The sequence below is a fragment of the Ruegeria sp. HKCCD4315 genome (assembly GCF_013112245.1).
GTDB lineage: Bacteria > Pseudomonadota > Alphaproteobacteria > Rhodobacterales > Rhodobacteraceae > Ruegeria.
The window spans coordinates 3,420,314-3,437,595 of sequence record NZ_WVRN01000001.1 but is presented as its reverse complement, the minus strand read 5'-3'; the positions used below and the strand labels follow the sequence as shown (position 1 = coordinate 3,437,595).

Below are 17,282 nucleotides of genomic sequence, written 5' to 3'. Positions count from 1 at the left end.
TTAGCCCAACAGCTGACCCAGCTTCATCGCGACGCCCATATTGCCCGAGATCTTGAGCTTGCCCATAGCGACACCCGTCATCGGGTTCAGTTTCCCGGTCAGCAGCTTGGTCAGGTTGTCTTGTGAGATACGGATGGTGCAATCCGTGTCCTGATCCTGCGTCGTGGCCTGATTGTCGGCCAGAACAATCACCCCGTCTGCGCCACAGTCGAATTTCAACGAGCCATCAAAGGTTTTGCCGTTCAGGCTCTTTTGAATTCCATCAGCGATGTCTTGAAGCATCCGGGTTCCTTTCGCAGTTTCCGAATGCGTAAAGGGTCAGACGGCGCGCAGGCAAGGCTGACCCAACGGGAGCTTGGCTTTATGACGCACCAAGTATCTGGGTTGTCCGATCACAGGCTTGACCATCGTAAAAGGCGTCGAGAACGGCCTGAAATTCGACCGGAGCATCCGCGACAGAAGAAAACAGCGTCATCGAAGATCGCAACTTCTTTGCATCAACCCCACCCAGGACGTCAGCCGCATCTCGCCCTTTGTGCAACAGCATCAGCGACGCCGCTTCTGTCAGCCGACGGCGCAGTTCGGGGTGGGCCAGATAGCTCGTTGCTTCGTCCAGATCTTCGATGCCGTAAAGCTGCGCCATATGGGATTGGCCCAGCTCGGCCAGTTGCGGAAACACAAACCACATCCAGTGGCTGGTTTTCTGCCCCTGTTCCAATTCACGCAGGACATCGGCCCAAACCGTGTCCTGCGCCTCGATGAACATATCGAGTTCGTCGTCGGTATCGTCGTCGTCGATCACTTGGACAAACGCTTGTCGCGTGCGGCCAGCAGTTTCAGGCGCAGGGCGTTCAGCTGGATGAAACCGGCTGCGTCTGTCTGATCGTATGCACCAGCGTCTTCCTCAAATGTCACATGCGCCTCGGAATACAGCGAGTGATCCGACCAGCGTCCTACGGTCGAGGCCAGACCCTTGTACAGCTTCACACGAACGGTGCCGGTGACGTGCTCTTGCGATTTGTCGATGGCGGCTTGCAGCATCTCACGCTCGGGCGAATACCAGAAGCCGTTATAGATCAGCTCGGCATATTGCGGCATCAGCTGGTCTTTCAGGTGCATCGCGCCGCGGTCCATGGTGATGGATTCGATCCCGCGATGCGCTTCCAGCAGGATGGTGCCGCCCGGTGTTTCATAGATGCCGCGCGACTTCATGCCCACGAAGCGGCCTTCGACCAGATCCAGACGGCCAATGCCGTGCTTGCCGCCATATTCGTTCAGCTTGGTCAGGATGGTGGCCGGGCTCATCGCCTCGCCATTGATGCTGACCGCGTCGCCTTTTTCAAAGCCGATCTCGATGAACTCGGGCTCGTTTGGCGCATCCTCGGGGTGGACGGTGCGCTGATAGACATAGTCGGGTGCCATATCGGCAGGGTCTTCCAGAACCTTACCCTCGGACGAGGTGTGCAGCAGGTTCGCATCGACCGAGAAGGGCGCCTCGCCGCGCTTGTCCTTGGCAATCGGGATCTGGTTTTGTTCGGCGAACTCCAGCAGCTTGGTGCGGCTGGTCAAGTCCCATTCACGCCAGGGGGCAATGACCTTGATTTCGGGGTTCAGCGCGTATGCTGCCAGTTCGAACCGCACCTGATCGTTGCCCTTGCCGGTCGCGCCGTGGGCCACGGCATCGGCGCCGGTGGCTTCGGCGATCTCAACCAGACGTTTCGAGATCAGCGGGCGCGCGATGGACGTACCCAGCAGATACAGCCCTTCATACTGCGCGTTGGCGCGGAACATTGGGAACACGAAGTCGCGTACAAATTCTTCGCGGATGTCCTCGATATAGATGTTCTCGGGCTTGATCCCCAGCAGCTCGGCCTTCTGGCGTGCGGGCTCTAGCTCTTCTCCCTGACCCAGATCGGCGGTGAAGGTCACGACCTCACACCCATACTCGGTCTGCAGCCATTTCAGAATGATCGAGGTATCAAGGCCACCGGAATAGGCCAGAACAACTTTCTTGGGCGCGGACATCTGACTTCCCTTTATGCGTAGAACGATTGGCCCCTAGCGGGTTTTGAACGCGGGGGCAAGCTGTGTGGATTGACGCAGAGCGGGAATTAAGGTGAAACATACGCAATTAAAACAATGTTTGGTTGAAGGGGCAGTATTCGGATGTTGGGATGGCAGATTTTTGTGCATTCGGTGCGGATGGTTTTTGGAAATCTCAAGCAGGTGCTACAGATCACATTTGGTCCTGCGTTGATTGCCACCGCGTTGATTGTCGCATTGTTCATGGTGTCAGGCGTTCCGCTGGAAGCGTTTGAAGCAGAAACGGGAGAATTGCCGCCCGGCACGTCGCCTGGCTCTATCCTGCTTTTGGTTTTTGGGCTGATTGCGGTGATCTTTGTAACCATGTTCTGGATTGCGGTGTCGTGGCACAGGTTCATTCTGCTGGAAGAGTATCCCAACGGTATATTGCCAACATTCCGTTCTGACCGAATTCTCGCATATTTCGGGCGCGCTATATTGCTTGTACTATTGATGGCAATCGCGTGGCTTCCGGGTGGCGTGGTTCTCGGCACTTTCGTTCAAAGTTCGCCTGTTCTCGGAATTCTATTGCTTGTTGCATATCTTCTGTTTCTGGCCGTTTGCTTGTATCGTCTTTCCATTATTTTGCCCGCAGCAGCTATTGGCAGCCCCATAACACTTGGCGAAGCTTGGAAAAACACAGCAGGAACTGCCGGTGCGATTCTAGTCCTGCTCATCGTAGCCTTTCTGTTTCAGTTTGCTGTTCAGCTTGTTTTTACATTGCTGGCCTTCATTCCGGTTCTGGGGATATTGCTGACCGTGTTTTTCGGCACGCTTATCCTTCCGATGATCAATGTCAGCATTTTTACAACCATGTACGGCGTGTTCATCGAAAAACGCGAACTCTCCTGACCCGCGTACACATATGTATTCCTTGCCCTTAACGCGGTGATGCGGCAGTGAAACGGTCATGACTGATTTCATGACCCGCGCCCGCGCCGCCGAACAGGCGATGCGCTCTGTGTTTCCAGCAACGCCGTTGCAGCGGAACGCCCATTTGTCCGACCGTTATGGTGCGGACATCTGGCTCAAACGCGAAGACCTCAGCCCGGTGCGGTCGTACAAGATCCGGGGCGCGTTCAATGCGATGCGCAAGCAGCAGGGCCAGGATCTGTTCGTTTGTGCCAGTGCGGGTAATCACGCGCAGGGCGTGGCGTTCATGTGCAAGCATCTGGGGGTCAAAGGCGTGATCTTCATGCCGGTCACGACGCCACAGCAGAAAATCCAAAAGACCCGAATCTTTGGCGGCGACAATATCGAGATTCACCTGACCGGCGATTATTTTGATGACACGCTGGCTGCTGCCCAAGCTTGGTGCACACAGCAGGGCGGGCATTTCCTGTCACCGTTTGACGACGCGGATGTAATCGAAGGTCAGGCCTCATTGGCGGTTGAGATCGAAGAGCAACTGGGCGGTGTACCGGATCATGTCGTTTTGCCGGTTGGTGGTGGCGGAATGTCCTCCGGCGTGGCGACGTGGTTCGGGGATCGCAGTCATTGCTTGTTTGTCGAGCCCGCTGGAGGCGCGTGTCTGCGTGCTGCCTTGGCGGCAGGGCATCCCGTTGCGCTGGATCATGTGGATACCTTCGTCGATGGCGCGGCGGTCGGACGAATTGGTGAGAAGCCGTTCGAACTGCTCAAGTCGCGGCATCTGTCGGATGTGCTGGTCCTGTCCGAAGACCGTATCTGCGCCACCATGATTGAGATGCTGAATGTCGAAGGCATCGTGCTTGAACCGGCTGGGGCTTTGGCGATTGAAGCAGTGGGCGATGTTCAAAGCTTTGTGCGCGGCAAGACCGTAGTCTGCGTGACGTCCGGCGGGAATTTCGATTTCGAACGTTTGCCCGAGGTCAAAGAACGCGCGCAGCGCTATTCCGGGGTGAAAAAGTACTTCATCCTGCGCTTGCCGCAGCGCCCGGGGGCATTGAAAGAGTTTCTGGGCATTCTTGGCCCCGAAGATGACATCGCCCGCTTTGAATACATGAAGAAATCAGCGCGCAATTTCGGCTCGGTTCTGATCGGGATTGAAACCCGCAAACCTGAAAACTTCATGCGTCTGTTTGCGCATCTGGACGAGGCCGGGTTCACCTATACCGACATCACCGAAGATGAGACACTGGCGCAGTTTGTAATCTAACTCAGGTTTTCGCACAGCTCTGATACGAATTTGAGTTTCGAGCTTTCAAAAACGGCTAACAAAGCTGGCAGATCAACCTCCGCTCCCTGTCCTGCGGCAGCCTGCCGTTCGCCGTCCTGACAGAGTTTCGAGAACTGATCGAAGCCAAGGCTGAGCGCACTTCCCTTCAGAAAATGCAGGTTTTGTTCCAATTCGATCCGGTTGGTGTCGTGATGCAGGCGCGCAATGACCTCTTGCACCTCTTCCAGAAAAATCTCGACCACCTCGTCAAATTCATTCGGGCCAACTTCGTCCCGCAATTGCCTGACTCTGTCCCAGTGGATCATGATGCGCTACCCGTCGACCAATCTGTAAGGTTCTGGGTAAGCCACGGCTGGTAAAAGCCCAGTTAACGGCAATGTCTGAACGTGAGTCATGTCTTCACCGGATGTTAAACCCGCGAAGGCTAGGGTCGCCCTGACCGGTCAATCTCATGAGAGCAGAGGGTAAATGGTGCCAGGGGCGAGTCTTGAGGACACCAGATCAGATCTGGACTTCGGCGCGATCCGCAAGGTGCTGGTTGTGGATGACAGCCGTTTGCAGCGGCGCATCCTTGTGGCTTCGCTCAGAAAATGGGGGTTTGACGTAGTCGAGGCTGATACCGGCGAGGCCGCGTTGGAGCTGTGTCGGACAGACCCGCCCGACCTTGTGCTCAGCGACTGGGTTATGCCGGGGATGAGCGGGCTGGAGTTCTGCTGCGCATTTCGCGCTCTGGAAACGGATCAATACAGCTATTTCATCCTGCTGACTTCCAAAAGCGAAAAGCAAGAGGTGGCACGCGGTCTGGATGCCGGGGCGGATGATTTTCTGATCAAACCTCTGGAAGCCGACGAACTCCGGGCGCGCATTTCCGCCGGGGCGCGTATTCTGGACATGCAGCGCGAGCTTTCGCAGAAAAACCGCCTGATCGAATCCGCGTTGGAAGAGCTGAAACTGGCGCATGACGCGATCGACAAAGATCTGATGCAGGCGCGTAAGATTCAGGAATCTCTGATGCCCGAGCTATCGCGGGATTTTGGCAACTCGCGCGTCAGCCTTTTGCTAAAGCCATGCGGCCATATTGGCGGCGATCTTGTTGGCATGTTCTCGCCCGGTGTGAATCGGTTGGGGTTCTACAGCATTGATGTGTCCGGCCACGGCATCACTTCGGCCATGATGACGGCCCGATTGGGTGGCTATCTGTCCAGCAAGCACTTTGACCAGAACGTTGCGATGGAACAGCGGTTCAACAAGTTCTACGCGCTCTTGCCGCCCGAGGATGTCGCCAAAACGCTCAACTCCCGCCTGATGGCAGATACGGGGATCGAAGAATATTTTACGATGGTCTATGCCATTGTTGACCTGCGCAACGGGCTTATGAAGATGGTGCAGGCCGGGCATCCCCACCCCCTTTTGTTACGCAAAGATGGCAGCAGTGAATTTCTGGGCGATGGTGGTTTGCCCATAGGCTTGATCGAGGATGCGGGCTTCCATCAGATCGAAACGAAACTGCAACCCGGGGACAAGCTGTTGTTGTATTCTGACGGGTTTACCGAATGCCCTCTGGCAGATGGTGGCCTGTTGGATGAAGGCGGTTTGCAAGAAATGGCGCAAAACTGTGTTTCAGAAAATGGCGGGTCCGAGTTTCTGGATGACATGTTTTGGCGACTGACCCAGGTTATGTCGCCCAAAGAAGGAATCGGCGATGACGTTTCGGCCGTGTTCTTCGAATATAACGGCCCTTAAAGCGACCAAAGATGCAACTTGGCAAAATGTCGGTCACCGTCATTGCCAAGCTTTACCACCGCATCTGACGCATCTATCCATCGTGCTTCGTGAAACGCCTCGGCTGGTGGTCCGATGCGGCGGACGGGACGCGCGCGATAGATCATGCAGACCTTTTCCGCCCACAGATCGTATTCAGGCAAATAGGTAAAGCGGCGAAAGGTACCGACCCGGCGCGGGTTGGCAACCAGCCAGCCTGTTTCTTCGTATACCTCGCGATGCAGGGCCGTGATTGGCGATTCGCCCGGATCAATTCCTCCGCCCGGCAGTTGCAGCTCTGGGTTGAGGCTGTCGTCATACCATGTCACCAGCAATGATCGTCCACGAGGCAAAAGCACGTACACGCCGGGTCGTTGCGTGTATTTCTGCCCTGCCTGAGGGGTTTCGCCAAACCGTCTGATCATGTATGGCCCCTTAAAACCCAATCTGTACGACCTATATGGTGCCGGTATGCCAACCTGTGGCGTGTAAGGAAACCCCATGTCTCTTGGAACAAAAATCGCGTGGGACGATACCGTCCTGCCCTTTCAACTTGATGCATCCGACATGCGCGGCCGCGTGGCCCGTTTGGATGGCGTGCTGGATGGCATCCTGAAGCAGCACGACTATCCGCCGCAAGTCGAAGCACTGGTGGCTGAAATGGCCTTGCTGACCGCGTTGATCGGCCAGACCGTTGCGTTGCGCTGGAAGCTGTCGTTGCAGGTGCAGTCCAAAGGGGCGGTGCGCATGATCGCAACCGACTATTACGCGCCGCAGGAAGAAGGCCAAGCCGCCCAAATCCGCGCATATGCCAGCTTTGACCGCGACCGGCTGACCGACGCGGCACCTTTTGATCAGGTGGGCGAGGGGTATTTTGCCATCATGATCGACCAGGGCGAAGGCACGCAGCCGTATCAGGGCATCACGCCGCTGGCGGGTGGATCGCTGAGCGCATGTGCCGAGGCGTATTTCGCCCAGTCTGAGCAGCTGCCGACGCGGTTTTCGCTGAGCTTTGGTAAATCGACCGAGCCCGGCGTGGGTGAGCATTGGCGCGCCGGCGGCATCATGTTGCAGCACATGCCCAAAGCCTCGCCCTTTGCAGCATCTGGCGAAGGTACCGGTGAGATCCTGACCGCCAGCGATCTGGTAGACGGCGAAGAGGGTGAGAACTGGGGCCGCGTCAATATCCTGCTGGATACTGTCGAGGATCTGGAAATGATCGGCCCTTCGGTTGCGCCGACCGACCTTTTGGTTCGCCTGTTCCACGAGGAACAGCCGCGTGTCTATGACGCGCAGTCGGTTCAATTTGGCTGTACCTGCTCCGAGGACCGAGTGCGCCAGAGCCTGTCGATCTATTCGGCGAAGGACATCGAAAAGATGACAACACCGGAAGGTCTGGTCACGGCTGATTGTCAGTTCTGTGGTGCGCATTACGTGCTGGATCCGGCAACTGTGGGCTTTGAAGCCGAAGACAGCGAAGGTGCATGATCCGGTTGAACAGATCCGGGCGGCCTTGCGCCGCCCCGGTCACGGGTCCAGCGACTTTGACCTGAACCCCGACACCGTTCTGCCACCCGGGCGGCGGCTGCGCCCAGCCGGTGTTCTGGTGGCCATCTCTCTGGCTTATGAAGCGCCTCGGGTGATCCTGACCAAACGGTCCTCAGCCCTGAAGCATCACCCCGGTCAGATCGCATTTCCGGGCGGTAAGCAGGATGAAAGTGACGCCGACGTAACCGCGGCAGCCCTGCGCGAGGCGCAGGAAGAGATTGGGCTGCCCGTTGACCAGCCCGAGGTTTTGGGGTTTCTGCCCATGCATGAAACGGTCACCTCTTTCAACGTCACCCCTGTGGTCGCAATCGTGCGAGACACATTCAAGCCTGTGCCCGAGCCCGGCGAGGTGGACGAGGTTTTCTCGACCCCTCTTGCCCATCTTCTAAATCCCGAGAATTATCTGATTGAGTCGCGTCGCTGGCGTGGTCAGAAACGCAGATACTACGCAGTTCCGTACGGCCCTTATTATATTTGGGGCGCGACGGCCCGCATATTGCGCGGGCTTGCAGCACGGGTGAATGAATGATGCAGATAAACGAGCCTTGGGTCAGTGAACCAGCGACCCAACTGGTGTGCGCCGCCCTGACTGCTTCTGGTGCGCAGGCACTTTTTGTGGGTGGCTGTGTGCGCAACGCGCTTTTGGGCGCACCTGTCTCGGATATTGATATTGCCACCGACGCGCGACCCCAGCAGGTTGTTGAGATGGCGCAGGCTGCGGGGCTCAAGGCTATTCCAACGGGCATCGATCACGGTACGATCACGGTCGTCAGTGCCGGTATCCCTCACGAGATCACCACTTTCCGACGTGACGTGGAAACCGACGGGCGGCGCGCTGTTGTTGCGTTCTCTGATCACGTCGAGGAAGACGCGGCCCGGCGCGATTTCACCATGAACGCGATCTACGCACGGCCCGATGGCGCAGTGTTAGACCCGCTCGGTGGATTACCCGACCTACAGGCACGTCGGGTTCGGTTCATTGGAACGGCAGAGAATCGTATCCGCGAAGATTATTTGCGCTCGCTTCGGTATTTCCGATTTCATGCCTGGTATGGTGACGCGGGCGCTGGATTTGATCCCGACGCTCTGGCTGCCATTGGTGCCAATCTTGATGGGTTGAAATCACTGTCGCGCGAACGGGTCGGGGCGGAACTGCTGAAACTACTGGCAGCGCCCGATCCCGCCCCTGCCATTGCAACAATGCGCAGCACGGGTGTCTTGGCACAGTTGTTGCCGGGTGCAAATGACCGATCCCTTTCGCCTCTTGTCGCCCTCGAACAAGCCGCAGGTGCTGATCCCGATCCGGTGCGACGGCTGGCAGCCATTGCCACGCCCGAAGACGCAGCGACATTGCGGTTGAGCCGTTCGCAGCTGCAACGTCTGACCCGGATGCGAGAGGAGGCACAAGCCACCACCAGCGTGGCCGAGTTGGGCTATCGCTATGGCGATGAAGGCGGTTTGCACGAGACACTTCTGCGTTGCGCCTTTTTGGAACAACCTTGGTCCGAAGACCTGAGGCATGACTTACATACAGGGGCGGCTGCCCGTTTCCCAATTCAAGCCAAAGATCTGATCCCCACCTTCACAGGCCCAGCGCTGGGCCAGAAACTGGCCGAGCTTGAAAGCCGCTGGATCGCGTCCGGCTTTGCGTTGTCGCGCGAGGAGTTGCTGGCAAGTTAGCGCTAAGTCTCAAAAGGGGATGACAAATCAAAAAGATTGTGCTTACGTGCGGCTGTCACATGGATGGAGGACAGCGAATGTATTACGGGATCTGGTTCGGCTAAAGCCAGGACACTTGCCCCGTAAAGGGTGGTGTTCAGGCGCCATTCTTCTTCGCACGTCTACATTTCTGCTCAATCGGAGCACTCTCCATGTTTCGCTATTTTGAAAACCTCATTGACCCTTTTGTCGCCTACAAAGAGTCCAACGCGCCACCGACAAAGCTGTGGCCGTTCATGCTGGACTATTCCCGGCCGTTTTTCCGCGTGTTTGTCTGGGCCACGCTGCTATCCATTGTTGTGGCGGGGGTTGAGGTCGGTCTGATCTATTACATGGGGCGCGTCGTAGATTTGCTTGTCGGCTCTCCCACCGAAGTCTGGCAGGATCACGGGACCGAATTGCTGCTGATGGCGGCGTTCATCCTTCTGCTGCGGCCGGTTCTGCATATTCTGGATGTGCTGGTGATCAACAATGCGATCCTACCTCAATACGGCACTCTGTTCCGCTGGCGGGCGCATAAACACGTTTTGCGTCAGTCGGTCAGTTGGTTTGAAAACGATTTTGCCGGGCGGATTGCCAACCGGATCATGCAGACACCGCCTGCCGCAGGTGAGGTGGTCTTTCAGGTCTTTGACGCGATTTCCTTCTCGCTCGCTTATCTGATTGGGGCTGCTGTCTTGCTGATGGCCGCCGATCCGCGGCTTCTATTGCCGTTGGTTATCTGGTTTGCGCTATATGCGGTGTTGGTCCGATGGGCGATCGTGCGTGTTGGTCCGGCGTCCAAGGCGGCATCTGATGCACGTTCGACTGTGACGGGGCGTGTGGTCGACAGCTACACAAACATCCATTCGGTCAAAATGTTCGCGCATGCGGATCAAGAAATGACCTATGCCCGCGAGGCAATCGAAGAAACCCGCCGAACCGTGCAGGTTGAGATGCGGATTTTCACCATTATGGATGCGTTTCTGGTCACTCTGAACGGCTTTTTGATCGTCGGGGTAGTTGGTTGGGCGATTGTGCTTTGGATGCAGGGCCAAGCCTCGGTTGGCGTGGTCGCAGCGGCAACCGCGTTGACCCTGCGCCTGAATGCCATGACCGGATGGATCATGTGGGCGCTGACCAGCCTGTTCCGCCAGCTTGGCGTAGTTGCCGAGGGGTTGGAGACGATTGCCCAGCCGATCCAGTTGCTGGATGCGCCTGATGCCAAGTCGCTAAAGCTGAACAAAGGCGAGATCGAAATCCGCGACCTGTCGCACCATTACGGCCGTGAAACCGGTGGCCTGGACCATATCAACCTGACCATTCAGCCCGGCGAAAAGATCGGTCTGATTGGGCGGTCTGGCGCTGGTAAATCGACCCTCGTCAAGCTGCTTTTACGGTTTTATGACGTCGAACGCGGTGCGATTCTGATTGACGGGCAGAACATCGCGGATGTCACGCAGGACAGCCTGCGCAGCCATATCGGCATGGTTCAGCAGGACAGCGCTTTGCTGCACCGGTCGGTTCGGGACAACATCCTTTATGGACGCCCCAACGCGACCGAAGCACAGATGATAGAGGCCGCCAAGCAGGCCGAAGCGCATGACTTCATCCTTGACCTGCAAGATCCGCAGGGACGCACCGGGTACGATGCGCATGTTGGAGAGCGTGGTGTAAAGCTGTCCGGCGGGCAGCGGCAGCGCGTGACACTGGCGCGGGTGATCCTAAAAGATGCACCGATTTTGTTGTTGGATGAGGCGACATCCGCCCTAGATTCCGAGGTTGAAGCGTCAATTCAGGAAACCCTTTACGGCATGATGCAAGGCAAAACCGTGATCGCCATTGCGCACAGGCTCAGCACGATCGCGCAAATGGACCGTATTCTGGTCATGGACGGTGGCCGTATCGTTGAAGAAGGCGCGCATTCTGACCTTCTGGCGCAAGGTGGCCTTTACGCGCAGTTCTGGGCGCGGCAATCTGGCGGCTTCATGAATCCGGAGGCCGCGGAATGAGGGTTGCTGACCTCATCCAACCGTTCAAAACCACTGAAACGCCCCCACCACAGACGTTGGGGGCGTTCATTCGCTGGAGTCTGTCCGGGGCCTGGCCGATGTTGTTTGTTGCAGCCTTCTTCTCGGCCACAGCCGGTGCGATGGAGGCTGGCACGGCCTGGATTTTGGGTCGCGTGATTGATGTGGCAACGTCCAGTGGTCCGGAACAGTTTCTGACCGCGCAAAACATGTGGATGATTTTCGGCGCGGTTGCGTTCTTTATGCTGGTGCGTCCGATCTTGTTTGGCCTGTCGTCCCTGTCGAACAACTACATCGTTATGCCCAACATCACCCCTTTGGTGTTGGCCAAGCTGAACCGTTGGACGCTGGGCCAGTCGGTGACATATTTCGACGATGATTTTGCTGGGCGCATTGCGCAGAAGCAGATGCAAACGTCGAACGCGATGGCTTCCGTCGTGTCGGAAACGATCAGCGCGATTGTGTTTGCTTTGGCGTCTTTGGCAGGATCTTTGTTTTTGTTAGGGTCTATTCACCCGCTTGCGATGCTGCCCTTTGCCGCTTGGTTAGTTGTCTATTTTATGCTGGTCCGTTGGTATCTGCCGCGTATCCGAAAACGTTCAGCCGCACGGGCCGGGGCGCGGGCTATGGTGTCGGGGCAGGTGGTCGATACGATCACCAATATCAAGACTGTAAAGCTGTTTGCGCATTCCGCTTTCGAAGATCAGGCTGCGCGCGACTCGATGGTGGAACTGCGTGAACGGTCGCTGGATTTTGGAAAACTGTCCGCCAGTTTCCGGTTCATCCTGATGACGCTGGCCGGGGTACTGCCCGTGCTGCTGTTGGGCGCAACGCTATGGTTATGGCAACTCGGTATGGCCACTGCAGGGGATATTGTTGCGGCCGGGGCGGTCTCAATCCGCATCGCGCAAATGACGGGTTGGGTCAGTTTCACGCTGATGGGTCTGTATGCCAACGTGGGCGAAATCGAAAACGGGATGAAAACGCTGGCCAAGCGGGACCGGGTCGAAGACGCGGGGGGCGCAAAAGAACTGGAAGTGCACGACGGATCTATTTCGTTCGAGCATGTCAGTTTTGCATATGGTCGGGATGTTGGTGGCGTCATCGATCTGTCCCTGACCATAAAACCCGGTGAAAAGCTGGGTATTGTTGGCGCTTCAGGGGCGGGGAAATCGACGCTCGTGTCCTTGCTGCTTCGACTCTATGACAGGGAAAATGGCGATATTTGTATTGACGGGCAGGACGTGTCGCAGGTGACACAAGACAGCCTGCGCCGCCAGATCGGTATGGTCACGCAGGAAACGGCGATGTTCAACCGTTCGGCGCGCGAAAACATCCTGTACGGTCGCCCAGATGCGTCCGAGGATGAGATGATCACCGCCGCGAAAAAGGCCGAGGCGCATGAATTCATCCTCAGCCTTGAGGATGCCAACGGTCGCCAAGGCTATGACGCTCATCTGGGCGAAAGGGGTGTAAAGCTCAGCGGCGGGCAGCGTCAGCGGATCGCTTTGGCCCGTGCCATTCTGAAGGACGCGCCGATTTTAGTTCTGGACGAAGCAACCTCGGCGCTGGATTCCGAGGTCGAAGCCTCGATTCAGACCGCGCTGCATCGGGTGATGGAAGGTAAGACCGTTCTGGCCATTGCGCACCGCCTGTCCACCCTCAGCGAGATGGATCGGATCGTTGTTCTGGACCAGGGGCGGATTGTCGAAAGCGGAACACATGAGGCGCTGCTGGATCACGGCGGTCTGTATGCGCGGTTCTGGCACCGTCAATCAGGCGGCTTTATTCAGGCAGAAGCTGCGGAATAAGGACCTTTGCGGCTTTCTTAACCACACCGTGTCGGAATGCGCGTTCGACCGGAGGGAGAGGCAGCGTATTGCGATTCAATGCAAGCGCAAAGTGCCCTAAGGGGTTTTGTTGACGTGAAAGCCCGGTTATCAGGCCCCTCATGACGCAGCAATTCACAATCACAAGGCTAGGGCATCAGGGCGATGGTATTGCCGATGGCCCCATCTATGCCCCGCGCACGCTGCCCGGTGAGGTCGTAAGCGGCACTTTGACGGGTCAAGTGCTGACCGATATCCGGGTGGAAACGCCATCCGAAGATCGGGTCAAGGCGCCGTGTCGCCATTACAAAGCCTGTGGCGGGTGTCAGTTGCAGCATGCCTCTGACGCCTTTGTGGCCGATTGGAAGCTTGAAATTGTGCGCAACGCCTTGGCCGCGCAGGGTCTGGATGCACAGATGCGCCCGATCCACACGTCACCCGAACAGTCGCGCAGGCGTGCAACGGTTGCTGTAAGACGAACAAAAAAGGGCACATTGGCAGGGTTTCATGGTCGCGCGTCGGACACGATCACGGAAATCCCCGACTGCCGGTTGCTGGATCCCGAGTTGATCGCGGCCATTCCTGTGGCCGAGGCGCTGGTTGTTCTGGGCGGAAGCCGTAAGGGTGTTCTGGCGGTAACACTTACACTCTCCGAAGGGGGGTTGGATGTAGCCGTCAAAGGCGGCAAACCATTGGACGGGCCGCTGGAACTGGCGCTCGCTCAAGCGACAGAGAAACACGGATTGGCGCGGCTGAGTTGGGATGATGAAGTGATCGCCATGCGACAAGCACCGCTTCAACGTTTTGGAACGGCTGAAGTCACACCGCCACCCGGCGCCTTCCTGCAGGCAACAAAGGACGGAGAACAGGCTCTATTACAGGCTGTTTCAGAGGCCACACAGGGTGCCAAGCGCGTTGTCGATCTGTTTGCAGGTAGCGGTACGTTTTCCCTTCCATTGGCCGAAACTGCTGAGGTTCACGCTGTGGAAGGCGAGTCCGCCATGGTTCAGGCATTGGATCAGGGTTGGCGCAAGGCGCATGGTTTGAAGCGCGTAACGACTGAGGCCCGCGACCTGTTCCGTCGTCCATTGATGCCCGATGAGTTGAAGGCGTTTGACGCGATCGTGTTGGATCCACCCCGTGCCGGAGCCGAGGCGCAGGTGGAAGAACTGGCCAAAGCAAAGCGCCCGGTGATTGCTTACGTTTCGTGCAACCCGGTGAGCTTTGCACGGGACGCGAAAATCCTTGTTAACGCAGGCTACACCCTTGAATGGGTACAGGTCGTTGACCAATTTCGATGGTCGTCACATACGGAACTTGCTGCGCGGTTTGTCCTGAACGCCGCATCTTGACCAGACAGGAGAACGCGACACATGGGTGTCAAACAGCGCTTGCTGACCATCATCGAAGCCCCGGCTTTCGGACGTTTCATCACAGCTGTCATCATTTTCAACGCGATTCTCTTGGGGATGGAGACGTCGCCCACCCTGATGGAGGCAGCAGGACCGCTGATTGTCACGCTGGACAAGCTGTGCCTTGCGATCTTTGTCGCTGAGATCACGATGAAGCTGATTGCGACCGGGCGCAGGTTCTTTGCCAGCGGTTGGAATATTTTCGACTTTCTTATCGTGGGCATCGCGCTTGTCCCCAGTGCCGGCAGTTTGTCTGTGCTGCGGGCTCTGCGAATTCTGCGCGTGTTGCGGGTAATCTCTGTTGCGCCCCGTCTACGGCGCGTGGTCGAAGGATTCATTTCGGCCCTGCCAGGGATGGCCAGTGTCTTCCTGCTGATGGCCATCCTGTTCTACATCGGTGCGGTGATCTCGACCAAGCTGTTCTCGGTGTCATTTCCCGTCTGGTTCGGTGATCTGGGCCTGTCGGCTTACACCCTGTTCCAGATCATGACGTTGGAAAGCTGGTCCATGGGCATCGTCCGCCCCGTGATGGAGGTTTATCCCTACGCATGGCTGTTTTTTGTGCCATTTATCATGGTCACGACCTTTGCCGTGGTGAACCTGCTGGTCGGTCTGATCGTGAACTCGATGCAGGATGCCCATCATGCAGAAGACGAGGTTAAAACCGACGCCTATCGTGATGAGGTGCTGGAACGGCTGGAAAATATCGAACGTCGCCTGACCGAGCAGATAAACAGCAAAAAGTGATTTCCGTTTCTGAAGGTTTTTGGCATATTAATCTCCAAAAAACAGAGCAGGCAGTGAAAAAATGGATCGTCGAGCATTCGGATTGGGGGTGATGGCAACGCTGAGCCTTTCGGCTTGTGCCTCAGCCAGCCCAAGATTTCTGACATATAATGGGCCCGAAGTGACCTCTTTGGTGGTCAACAAGGGCGCGCGCAAACTCTATCTGCTGCATCATGAGCAGGTATTGCGTGAATATGAAGTTGATTTGGGCTTTGCGCCACGCGGAACAAAGACCAAGAAAGGCGATGGTCGAACGCCCGAGGGCAGCTATCTGATCGATCGCCGGAATCCCCGCAGCCGTTATCATTTGTCGCTGGGCATCTCGTACCCCAACTCTCAGGATGTCGCGCAGGCCAAGGCAGCGGGCGTTGATCCGGGGGGCGATATTTTCATCCACGGCCAGCCCAATCTTCGGTCCGAGTTCAAGCGTGCTCGCAAAACGCCGGATTGGACGGCGGGATGCATCGCGGTCAAGAATGACGAGATGGAAGAGATCTATGCCATGGTGAACAAAGGTACGCTTATCACCTTGCGCCCTTAGTGGCGTCCGGCGCCCAGGCACCAAACCCAAACACTTCATAGTCGCGCTGGTAGACCTCTGCTGCCAGCGCCTCAAGCTCTGCGTCGTAAATCTGGCTCAACGTAAATGGCACATCGGGTGCGCATGGGCCCGGCTCGGGCGGGTTCGAAAGTCCAACTTCGCGTGCCAGTGCGGGAAGTGCTGTTGCCAACTCGTCCTCTCGCAGGATCAGGTCCGGCAAAAGGAAACTGGCAATCCCGTCCAAAACCCGGGATTGGCTGCACCACGTCCCATCAACGCGGATTGGTGTCTGACCGTTCAGGTTGAGGCGCAAGAAGCCCAGAAAAGCCGCAAATGCATCGCGGTGCTGCTCGACCGAATAATTCGTGTCCCGCACCTGTCCGGGGATTGGCATCTTGAGCCGATTGCGAAGATAGTTTCGCACCATTTTATAACTGCCCGGTCCTGTGCTCAGGATGTGTTGGCAAAATGCCGTATGCGCCCGTGCCAGCGGGTGTCGCAGGACGGCGAACTTTCGATGACCGGGATGATCCTTCAGCCAGGTTCGGATTTGTTTTCTGTTTCGATCGGTGATCAAATCGTCGTCCTCGCTGCCATCCAAATCGGCCAACCATTGGCTTAAAACAGGCTCTAATCCGTTGCGAATGGGCAAATACATCAGGGCTGATTTTGACGCTGCGATGTATTGCGGTACGGCGGCCCCACGTTGCGGCTCAAAGCCCTTGGTCTCATGCAATCCAAAGCGGTCGACATCCCTCAAAGCTTGGGTCATTTCTTCGGGGTTGGTGACTTTTGAAACCGCAGGGGCCGGGTTTTGTGGTTTCAGCGTATCATCCAGCCGGGTCAAACGCGCTTTTACCCCCAGCCATGCCGCCAGACCGTTTAGAACGTCCAACTCGGTCAGATCATCATAGGTGATGAAAAACGCGTTCTGACCCGTCTTCTGCAAATGTCGCCTCAGCATGTGCTGGTGGCTTTGGATCTGATCCAGATAGTCCGCGAATTCTTGCGTATCAAAAGCAATCTCGGCCTCGACGCGCCGTTTGACGTTTTTAAGCAACCATTGCTGGGTTGCCCGCGCGATTTTCAGCGAAAGGTAACTGTCCAGAGGGTTGCGTGTCAGAATGATCTTGGCGCAGCGAGGGTCATTCAGGACCGGTTTCAGGATGCGTGGGTCATGTTCTTGGAAATATCGGAACCCGTTGATGTCACCGGGGGCCGAGCGAATGGCCTTGAGCAACTTTGCCGGATCCGCGTCACGGTCTCCCAACGACAGGCCCAGCAGAGTTTCAGATTTCAGATTACCGGCAAAATGTGGATTAAAGGCCTCACCATGGCAGGTCACGCCGTCCAGCGCGTTCAGGTTTGCCTCTAGCAAATTCGATCCTGTGCGCATGGCCGCCAGTACGACGAAGTAATCATAGTTGGCTGCCATCG

The 17,282-nt window shown here is 56.9% G+C and carries 17 protein-coding genes; 11 read left to right on the top strand and 6 right to left on the bottom strand.

Annotated elements, in window-relative coordinates:
• From GS646_RS17055 to GS646_RS17045, 3 genes are all read right to left on the bottom strand, one after another.
• Positions 1-282, bottom strand: coding sequence for an SCP2 sterol-binding domain-containing protein (locus tag GS646_RS17055; protein WP_171648185.1), 282 nt, complete (start codon positions 280-282; stop codon positions 1-3).
• A gap of 79 nt (positions 283-361) precedes the next feature.
• The gene (locus GS646_RS17050) at positions 362-766 is read right to left on the bottom strand and encodes a DUF1810 domain-containing protein (protein ID WP_171184801.1); all 405 of its coding nucleotides are present in this window, start codon (positions 764-766) and stop codon (positions 362-364) included.
• A 32-nt stretch (positions 767-798) separates the two neighbouring features.
• On the bottom strand, positions 799-2,025 hold the full coding sequence (locus GS646_RS17045; protein ID WP_171092834.1) for an argininosuccinate synthase: 1,227 nt from the start codon (positions 2,023-2,025) through the stop codon (positions 799-801).
• A gap of 141 nt (positions 2,026-2,166) precedes the next feature.
• Between GS646_RS17045 and GS646_RS17040 the strand changes: the two genes are divergently transcribed.
• Positions 2,167-2,934, top strand: a complete 768-nt coding sequence (locus GS646_RS17040) for a hypothetical protein (RefSeq protein WP_171184644.1) — start codon at positions 2,167-2,169, stop codon at positions 2,932-2,934.
• 58 nt (positions 2,935-2,992) lie between these two features.
• Positions 2,993-4,219 carry a threonine ammonia-lyase IlvA gene (gene ilvA / locus GS646_RS17035; protein ID WP_171184643.1) on the top strand — a complete coding sequence of 409 codons (1,227 nt, stop codon included), beginning with the start codon at positions 2,993-2,995 and terminating at the stop codon, positions 4,217-4,219.
• Here the strand turns inward: ilvA and GS646_RS17030 are convergent.
• A complete protein-coding gene (locus GS646_RS17030; protein WP_171648187.1) occupies positions 4,216-4,545 on the bottom strand; it encodes an Hpt domain-containing protein in 330 nt (109 codons plus the stop codon). The genes ilvA and GS646_RS17030 overlap by 4 nt on opposite strands.
• Positions 4,546-4,708: 163 nt before the next feature.
• On the opposite strand from GS646_RS17030, the gene GS646_RS17025 reads away from it, so the two are divergent.
• The gene (locus GS646_RS17025; protein WP_171092842.1) at positions 4,709-5,983 is read left to right on the top strand and encodes a PP2C family protein-serine/threonine phosphatase; all 1,275 of its coding nucleotides are present in this window, start codon (positions 4,709-4,711) and stop codon (positions 5,981-5,983) included.
• Here the strand turns inward: GS646_RS17025 and GS646_RS17020 are convergent.
• Positions 5,980-6,426 (bottom strand): NUDIX hydrolase, encoded by a 447-nt coding sequence (locus GS646_RS17020; RefSeq protein ID WP_171184639.1) that lies wholly within the window; start codon positions 6,424-6,426, stop codon positions 5,980-5,982. The two genes, GS646_RS17025 and GS646_RS17020, sit on opposite strands and share 4 nt — an antisense overlap.
• 76 nt (positions 6,427-6,502) lie before the next feature.
• On the opposite strand from GS646_RS17020, the gene GS646_RS17015 reads away from it, so the two are divergent.
• From GS646_RS17015 to GS646_RS16980, 8 genes are all read left to right on the top strand, one after another.
• The gene (locus GS646_RS17015; protein ID WP_171184637.1) at positions 6,503-7,489 is read left to right on the top strand and encodes an Hsp33 family molecular chaperone HslO; all 987 of its coding nucleotides are present in this window, start codon (positions 6,503-6,505) and stop codon (positions 7,487-7,489) included.
• Entirely contained in the window at positions 7,482-8,078 is a 597-nt protein-coding gene (locus GS646_RS17010; protein ID WP_171184636.1) for a CoA pyrophosphatase, read from the top strand. Before GS646_RS17015 ends, GS646_RS17010 begins: the two co-directional genes overlap by 8 nt.
• Positions 8,075-9,229, top strand: coding sequence for a CCA tRNA nucleotidyltransferase (locus tag GS646_RS17005; RefSeq protein ID WP_171184634.1), 1,155 nt, complete (start codon positions 8,075-8,077; stop codon positions 9,227-9,229). The genes GS646_RS17010 and GS646_RS17005 overlap by 4 nt, the downstream gene beginning before the upstream one ends.
• Before the next feature lie 191 nt (positions 9,230-9,420).
• The gene (locus GS646_RS17000) at positions 9,421-11,259 is read left to right on the top strand and encodes an ABC transporter ATP-binding protein (RefSeq protein WP_171184631.1); all 1,839 of its coding nucleotides are present in this window, start codon (positions 9,421-9,423) and stop codon (positions 11,257-11,259) included.
• A complete protein-coding gene (locus GS646_RS16995; protein ID WP_171648189.1) occupies positions 11,256-13,088 on the top strand; it encodes an ABC transporter ATP-binding protein in 1,833 nt (610 codons plus the stop codon). The genes GS646_RS17000 and GS646_RS16995 overlap by 4 nt, the downstream gene beginning before the upstream one ends.
• 140 nt (positions 13,089-13,228) lie before the next feature.
• A complete protein-coding gene (locus tag GS646_RS16990; protein WP_171184627.1) occupies positions 13,229-14,458 on the top strand; it encodes a class I SAM-dependent RNA methyltransferase in 1,230 nt (409 codons plus the stop codon).
• Between the two features lie 21 nt (positions 14,459-14,479).
• Positions 14,480-15,265: an ion transporter gene (locus GS646_RS16985; protein WP_171648191.1), complete on the top strand. Its 786-nt coding sequence runs from the start codon at positions 14,480-14,482 to the stop codon at positions 15,263-15,265.
• Positions 15,266-15,326: 61 nt separating this feature from the next.
• Positions 15,327-15,845: a murein L,D-transpeptidase family protein gene (locus GS646_RS16980; RefSeq protein WP_171092861.1), complete on the top strand. Its 519-nt coding sequence runs from the start codon at positions 15,327-15,329 to the stop codon at positions 15,843-15,845.
• Here the strand turns inward: GS646_RS16980 and GS646_RS16975 are convergent.
• Positions 15,829-17,280, bottom strand: a complete 1,452-nt coding sequence (locus GS646_RS16975; RefSeq protein ID WP_171184626.1) for a nodulation protein NodH — start codon at positions 17,278-17,280, stop codon at positions 15,829-15,831. The genes GS646_RS16980 and GS646_RS16975 overlap by 17 nt on opposite strands.
• Positions 17,281-17,282 lie beyond the last annotated feature (2 nt).